Genomic DNA, 7,274 nt, shown 5'->3' with positions numbered 1-7,274 from the left:
GCGGCCGGGATCAAGCGGGTCGTCTGGGCGTCCAGCGAGACGGTGCTCGGGTTGCCGTTCGACACGCCGCCGCCGTACGCGCCGGTCGACGAGGAGTACGCGCCCCGGCCCGAGTCGACGTACTCGTTGAACAAGGCACTTGAGGAGGAGATGGCCCGGCACTTCTGCCGGTGGGACCCGGAGCTGGTCATGGTGGGTCTGCGCTTCTCCAACGTGATGGACGTCGAGGACTACGCGCCGTTCCCCTCGTTCGACGCCGATCCGCAGCTGCGCCGGTGGAACCTGTGGGGCTACATCGACGCACGCGACGGGGCCCAGGCGGTCGAGCGCGCGCTCGCGCACGACCAGCCCGGTGCCGACGTCTTCGTCATCGCCAACGCCGACACCGTCATGACCAGGTCCAGCGCCAGCCTGATGGCCGAGGTCTACCCAGGCGTCGAGATCCGCAAGGAACTGGGTGAGCACGAGACCCTGCTCAGCATCGACAAGGCCCGCCGGGTGCTGGGCTACGAGCCGCGGCACTCCTGGCGAGACCACGTGGACGTGCTGTAGGTCAGCGTGCCGCCTGGTAGGCGCGACCGACGGCGGTGGCGGCGCTGCCGGTACGGAACAGGCCGGTCTGGTCCTTGTCGGTGGCGGGCAGGCCGAACCACGCGTACCGCTGAAGCCAGGACAGCCCACCCAGCATCTTCGTCGCCGCGGTGAGGAATGCGGCCTGCTGTGCCTGGGTGGGGAAACGGACGCCGTTGGAGAAGTCGATCAGGGCGAACTCGGTGAGCCAGACCGGCAGGTTGTACCTGTCGTGCACGGCCTGGAGGTACGACTTGAGCTGGCTGACCGCGTTGGCCGTGGTGAAGTCGCCGCCGTACCAGTGCAGGGCGATGAAGTCGACCCGGTAGCCGCGCTGCTTGGCCCCGGCCATGAACCGGTCGAGCCACTCGCCCTGCCGGTCGCCGCCCCAGGCCACCGCCGGGCTGCCCAGCGGCAGGCCGGTGGCCTGCAACTGCGGCCACAGCTCAAGCGCCTGCTCGACGGTCATCTCGGCCTGGCCCTTCAGGTCCGGCTCGTTGAAGCCGAGCAGGTAACGGCCGTTCTGCTTGGCCTGTTGCAGGTTGCTCGCGGTGACGCTCTTCGCCCCCCAGATCATCGGGACGAACTCGGTGCCCTGCGGGCTGGTGACGCCCTGGTGCTTCACGTCCCAGGTGTAGTACCAACTCGCCCCGGAGTTGGCCAACGCCTGGCTGACGCCGTCGAAGGTCCACACGCCGACGCCCTTGCGCCTGGAGGTCACCGCGGTGGCCGCCGGGGCGACCGGACGCCCGGATGTCGGCTTCGCCGCCGGTGTCGACGGGGGAGCCGTCCCCGTCGGGCTCGCCGTGGCGGCGGGCGTGGTCGCGGCGGGTGTGCCCGGCAGCGGGCTCGTGGACGGTGACGCGTCGAGCGCCTGCGTCGCCGCCGGGGCGGGCGTCGGCCCGGTCGGCTGCACCACGACGATCACACCCGTCACCAGTACGGCGACAGCGGCGGCCACGAGGAGAGGCCACAGCAGCCGCCTCGCGCCGTTCGGGAGGCGGCCGAGCATCCCGCGTCGGGGTTCCGCGTGGACGCCCCGGTTCCCCCTCGCGGCGTCCGCCTCACCCTGGCCGGTTGCGCGCATCGTCTCGACTCCCTCGTTCGGTCGTACCGCTGACTGACGGAGACGATGACGGAAGATCCGTCACCTGCCTCCCCTCAGGAGACTGGCCGGCCGCACCGGGATAACGATTTCCACCGCTGATGATCTCGGGCGAAACCCTGGACGTCTGGAGCCGACCCCCGGGGCGCACCGCTGGCCGTTACCACCCGGCCTGCGCGGTCAGGGTCTCTCGCAGATGCGTCTTCGGCCTGGACCCCACTGTCGAGCCGACGACCACGCCCTGACGAAACACGAGCAGCGTCGGCAGGGACATCACCCGGTAGCTACGGGTCGCCCCGGGGTTCTCGTCGGAGTTGAGCTTCGCCACGACCATCCGGTCACCGAACTCCTGGGCCAGTTCGGCGAGGCTCTTCTCGATGGCCTTGCAGGGGGGACACCAGTCCGCCCAGAAATCAACGACCACGGGTTTGTCGCTGTTCAGCACCAGCTCCGCGAATGTGTCGTCCGTGACGGTGACCAGCGAGCCTATTTGCGTCTCCTGGGGCATGTCTTCTCCCGATGTGCGATCGCCTGAGTGAGTTGACTGTGCAGTTGCTGGCGCACCGCGCCGAGCCGGTCGATGACGGCCTCGACCTCGACGATCTTGCGCCGCAGCACCAGCACCGAGTCCGGGCAGACGTCACCGGACGTGTTGCCGGCCCGGAGGCAGGCGACGAACGGCCGGACATCGTCGAGGCCGAACCCGACGTCGAGCAGCGCCCGGATCTCCCGCACGACGCGTAGCTCCGACTCGTCATAGTCGCGGTAGCCGTTGGGGGAGCGCTGCGCCCGTACCAATCCGTGCGCCTCGTAGTAGCGCAGCGTGCGAGGGCTCGTGCCGGCCCGCTCAGCCAGCTCGCCGATCAGCATCCAACCTCCTCCATCGGCCCGTCGTGACCACGCTAAACCTTGTCGTCAGCGTCAAGGCAAGGGCCGACCGTACGAGGCGACCCTCGTCACCGACGCAGGGTCGTGGACGGCGTCTCGCCGAAGCGGCTCCGATACTCGGTCGCGAAACGACCGAGGTGCACGAAGCCGTGTTGCAGGGCAACCGTCGTCACGGACGCCCCCGGCGCGGCCGAGCGGAGCGTGCGGTGCGCCGCGTCGAGTCGGCACGCCCGCAGGTACGCGGTCGGGGTGATCTGCAGTTCACGGCGGAAGCAGTCCTGAAGTGTCCGTACGCTCACCTGTAGCGCCTCGGCGACGTCACCGACGGTCAGCGCCTCCCCGTGGTGTTCGGAGATCAGGGCGCAGGCCCGGCGGACGAGACGCCCGGGGTGGGCGTGCTGGCCCGGCTCGGCCAGCAGGTGGGAGTGGCTGTGCTGATGGGCCAGCAAAAGCTTGCCGATGAGCCCCTGTTCGAAGCGGGCGGCCACCTGCGGGTGGTCGAACAGGGACGCGTCCGCCGGCTGGGACAGCTCGTCGGCGAGGAACGCCACCCCGCGCGCCCACGCCTGCGCGCTCGGCGTGGTCATGAGCATGCCGACGTCGAGGCGGACCGGGTCGTCCACCGGGTGGCCCAGCAGGCGGGCGAGTTCCCGGTCGACGGCGTGCCGGTCGGCGTAGAAGATCTGGTGGGGTGATCCCTCGGACCACCGCATGTCCGAGGAGTCGTACGGGGACAGCACCGAGGCGACGTCGGGGGTCGAGGTCACTGTCTGACCGGCGTGCCGGACCATCGTGCTGCCGGCGCTGGGGATCTGGACGAGGTAGAAGGTCTCCAGCGCTGGCGGTTGGATGCGCACCGCCTGCCCGTAGTCCAGGTCGATGACGCCCACCCCGCCCGCCCGGCGAGCCGCCATCCGTAGTTGCACGGCGTGCACACCCGCCTGCGGAGTGAGCCGGTGTGGACAGAAGACCCGACCCACCTCGGCGCGAGCCCGGTCGACGTCCTCCGTCCGGACCGTCACCGCATCCATCCGACACCTCCCGGGCGTCCCGTCGCGCTGACCGTAAGGCGTGATCGGGCCGGACCAGATCCGAAAGCCGTCGACCCGACAGGGAAAGGGTCCGGCTGCGCACGGCGGACAGCGCCCGCGTCGAGCGGATAGCGACCTTCGCGGCCTGCTCGCTAGCGTGCGAGCACCGCGGGCGGTCAGCGCCGGCACGGTTCGTACGTCCTTCGGAGGAGATCATGAGGATTGCCGTCGTCGGTGCCGGATTCGCCGGTGTGAGCGCAGCCAAGGTGCTGCGGCAGAGCGGATTCGACGTCACAGTGTTCGAGCGCGCGCCCGACGTCGGCGGGGTGTGGAGTCGTACCCGGCGATACCCCGGCCTGCACACCCAGAACGACAAGGGCACCTACCACCTCTCCGACCTGCCGATGCCCGCCGACTACCCGCAGTGGCCGTCGGGTGAGCAGGTCCAGCGGTACCTGGAGAGCTACGTGGAGAAGTTCGGGCTGGCCGGCGCGCTGCGCCTGTCCACGGAGGTCGCCTCGGCCGAGTTGGTCAACGACGAGACCGGGTGGCTGGTCACCTCGCGGCCGGCGGGCGCCCCGGCCCCGTTGACCGTGGAACGGTACGACCACCTGATCGTCGCCAACGGCATCTTCTCCGACCCGGTCGTCCCGTCCTTCGACGGGCACGCGAGCTTCGCGGCTGCCGGAGGGCGCGTACTGGCGACGGGGGAGTTCCACGACATCGAGGCCGCCCGGGGCAGGAACGTCCTCGTGGTCGGGTACGGCAAGTCGTCCTGCGACGTGGCGGTCCCGGTGAGCGAGGTCGCCGCCCAGACCCACGTGGTGGCGCGCGAACTGCTCTGGAAGATGCCCCGCAAGCTCGGTGGAGCGCTCAACTACAAGTACCTGCTGCTCACCCGGATGGGTGAGGCGCTCTTCCGTTACCTGCACCTGAAGGGCTTCGAGCGGTTCCTGCACGGCCCGGGGAACGGTCTGCGCCAACGCATGGTCGACAGCGTCGGCTCGGTCGCGACCCGGCAGTTCAACCTGCGCGAGCTGGGTCTCGTGCCCAACGGCAGCTTCGAGGACATCGCCCGCAGCACGGTCAGCCTCGCCACCGAGGGCTTCTTCGAGCGGGTCACCGACGGCCGCATCGCCGTACACCGGGAACAGGTGATCACCGAGTTGCTGGTCGACGGTGGCCGGCCCGCCGCGCGCCTGGCCGACGGCACGGTGCTCCCCGCCGACCTGGTGATCTGCGGTACGGGCTTCCGCCAGCACGTGCCGTTCTTCGACGACGCGTTGCACGCCCGGCTCCAGGACGACGCCGGCAATTTCATGCTCCACCGGCAGATCCTGCCGATCGGCGTGCCGCGGCTGACGTTCGCCGGCTACAACTCGTCGTTCTTCAGCCCGCTCAGCGCGGAGATGGCGGCGGTCTGGACGGCCGCGTACCTGCGGGGAGGGATCACACTGCCGACCGAGGTCCAGATGCGCGACGAGGTGCGCGCCCGACTGTTCTGGATGACGAAGCGCACCAACGGACGGCACGCTCGCGGCACGAACATCATCCCGTTCTCGATGCACAACGTCGACGAGGTGCTCGACGAGCTGGGGCTCAACGTCGGCCCGCTGACCCGGGCCCGACAGTGGCTGCTTCCCGTCGACCCGGGCTCGTACCGCAGGGTGACGGCACAGATGATCCGGCGTACCGCCGACCCGGTATCCGCCATCAGCGACGGAGACCCGATGAAGATGGATAAAATACGCAGATAGGTATCAGGTGGGCCGGTCGGCGAGGGAGGCTCGGGGACGATGGCAGCGGAACGGGGCCACCACAGTGGTGCGCCCGTCTCGACGACCCTGGCCGGCTGAGCTGTCCCGCCGTCCGTGCTGACGCGCACCGAGTTCTTCCGTGGGCTCGGGGACAGCAGGAGCCCCCGCTCGGCGACCGTCCTGGAACTGCTCTTCGACATCGTCTACGTCTTCGCGCTGGCCCGCCTCGCCGGGCGGGTCGCCGACGACCTCACCATCGTCCGGCACACACTGCTGTCCGAGGCCGGCCAGACCGTCCTCTTCTTCACGGCGATGTGGATGATCTGGTCGCTCAACGCCCTGCTGGCGAGCACCTACGACCCCCGGCGCCCCGATCTGCAGGCCGTCCTGTTGGCGACGATGTTCGGCACGCTGGTGCTGGCTGTCACGTTGCCACAGGCATTCGGCCAACGCGGCGTGATATTCGCCTGCACCTACGTGATCATCCAGGTCGGCCGACCGCTCTTCCTGGTGTTCGCGCTGCGGGGTCACGCGGGTCAGGCGTTCTCGCTGCGGGTGCTGACCTGGCACCTGGCGTCCAGCGTCCTCTGGATCAGTGGCGGCATCAGCGGTGGTCTCGGCCGAGGCGTCTTCTGGACCCTCGCGCTCGCCATCGAGCTGATCGGCGCCGCCACCACCTACCCCCTGCCCCGGATGGGCCGGCGACAGCTCACCAGCCTGCGGGTCACCGTCTCGCAGGAGCATCTCGCCGAGCGGTACAACCAGTTCTTCATGATCGCCCTCGCCGAGGTGGTGCTCGAAGCCGGCGCCGCGGTCAGCTTCCCGGGCTTCACCACCGAGGGAACCATCGCCCTCGTCGCCTCGTTCGTGGCGGTCGTCTCGTTCTGGCGGATCTACTTCTACCACGTCAGATCCGGTTCCGCCTCGACGCCGAGCGGGGAGGGGATCCAACTGTCCCGGTGGGCGAGCTACAGCCTGCTGTTGATCGTCGGTGGCATCATCTGCACCGCCGTCGGCTTCGGACAGGTCATCGAGGATCCGCACCCGCCGATCGACTGGGCTCTGGTGGCCATCATCTTCGGCGGCCCGGTGCTGTTCCTGATCGGGCGGAGCACCCTGGAGAAGGAAACCCGAACCGCGCCGCGGTGTCGGGCGCTGTACTTCGGCGCGGTGGCGCTGCTCGTGGCGGCCCCGCCGATGGTGCTGCTCCCGCCGATCGCCGTCGCGGCCGTCGCGGCGATCATCCTGGCCGGCATCACCGTGTACGACCAGCGAGCCCACAAGCGTGGGGCGCAGACCAACCCGACGCTGTGACAATCCATTGCGGCCGGCGACCCCTGCGCATATGGTCGTCGGGCACGCCGTCGAGCTGGAAGGAGGTCAGAACAATGTCCGATGTTCTGCGCCCCCTCCGCGCTCCGGCGTCCGCGCGGATCTGACCCGGGGCGCGCGCTTCCCGGAGGACCAACCCATGACTGATCTGGTCATCCGTCCGCTCGTCGCGGGCGAGGAAAACCTGTTCGACTCCATGCCTGATCCGCTGCCCCAACTGCGCCAGGTCGCGTACGCCGACGGGATCGCCGGCGGCGGCTACCGGCCCGAGAACACCTGGGTCGCGCTGCGCGCCGGGCGGTTGGTGGGCCGTGCCGCCTGGCTCCTTCCCCCGGGTGCGGTCGGTGCCCCGTGGTTGGAACGGTTCGATCTGGACGCCGAGCCGGAGGTGGGCGCCGAGCTTCTGCGCGCCGCCCACGAGGCGCTGGGCGGTCCCGGTCTGTACTACGCCGCCCTGCCGGCGCACTGGCGGCGTCGGCCCGAGGTGCTGGCCGTGGTGCGGGCGCCCATGACGGCCGCTCGCCTCGCCGGGCTGGTCGAGCGGGGGGAGCGACTTCGCTGCTCCTGGACCGGCACACCCCTGCCGGCGTC

Annotated in this window: 7 protein-coding genes and 1 pseudogene; 4 read left to right on the top strand and 4 right to left on the bottom strand. The window is 69.9% G+C overall.

Going from position 1 to position 7,274, the window contains the following annotated elements; translation table 11 throughout:
• Positions 1-552: NAD(P)-dependent oxidoreductase (locus tag ABZ749_RS25340; protein WP_357231999.1), on the top strand; the 552-nt coding region annotated here is incomplete at its 5' end.
• A gap of 1 nt (position 553) precedes the next feature.
• Here the strand turns inward: ABZ749_RS25340 and ABZ749_RS25335 are convergent.
• The 4 genes from ABZ749_RS25335 to ABZ749_RS25320 all read right to left on the bottom strand — a co-directional run bounded on the left by ABZ749_RS25335 (position 554) and on the right by ABZ749_RS25320 (position 3,585).
• Entirely contained in the window at positions 554-1,657 is a 1,104-nt protein-coding gene (locus ABZ749_RS25335; protein WP_357231996.1) for a glycoside hydrolase family protein, read from the bottom strand.
• Between the two features lie 178 nt (positions 1,658-1,835).
• Positions 1,836-2,183, bottom strand: coding sequence for a thioredoxin (gene trxA, locus ABZ749_RS25330; RefSeq protein WP_357231993.1), 348 nt, complete (start codon positions 2,181-2,183; stop codon positions 1,836-1,838).
• Positions 2,162-2,545 (bottom strand): MerR family transcriptional regulator, encoded by a 384-nt coding sequence (locus ABZ749_RS25325; protein ID WP_357231990.1) that lies wholly within the window; start codon positions 2,543-2,545, stop codon positions 2,162-2,164. The genes trxA and ABZ749_RS25325 overlap by 22 nt, the downstream gene beginning before the upstream one ends.
• Positions 2,546-2,631: 86 nt before the next feature.
• Entirely contained in the window at positions 2,632-3,585 is a 954-nt protein-coding gene (locus tag ABZ749_RS25320; RefSeq protein WP_357231987.1) for an AraC family transcriptional regulator, read from the bottom strand.
• Between the two features lie 224 nt (positions 3,586-3,809).
• On the opposite strand from ABZ749_RS25320, the gene ABZ749_RS25315 reads away from it, so the two are divergent.
• From ABZ749_RS25315 to ABZ749_RS25305, 3 genes and pseudogenes are all read left to right on the top strand, one after another.
• Positions 3,810-5,351 carry an NAD(P)/FAD-dependent oxidoreductase gene (locus ABZ749_RS25315; protein ID WP_357231984.1) on the top strand — a complete coding sequence of 514 codons (1,542 nt, stop codon included), beginning with the start codon at positions 3,810-3,812 and terminating at the stop codon, positions 5,349-5,351.
• 114 nt (positions 5,352-5,465) lie between these two features.
• Positions 5,466-6,665, top strand: coding sequence for a low temperature requirement protein A (locus tag ABZ749_RS25310; protein ID WP_357231981.1), 1,200 nt, complete (start codon positions 5,466-5,468; stop codon positions 6,663-6,665).
• Between the two features lie 157 nt (positions 6,666-6,822).
• Positions 6,823-7,274 (top strand): annotated as a pseudogene (locus ABZ749_RS25305) (acetyltransferase); the annotation flags it as partial.

The organism is Micromonospora sp. NPDC047753, from assembly GCF_040642735.1.
Lineage (GTDB): Bacteria > Actinomycetota > Actinomycetes > Mycobacteriales > Micromonosporaceae > Micromonospora.
The sequence above is the reverse complement of the archived record's forward strand: the minus strand, read 5'-3'. Positions and strand labels throughout refer to the sequence as shown.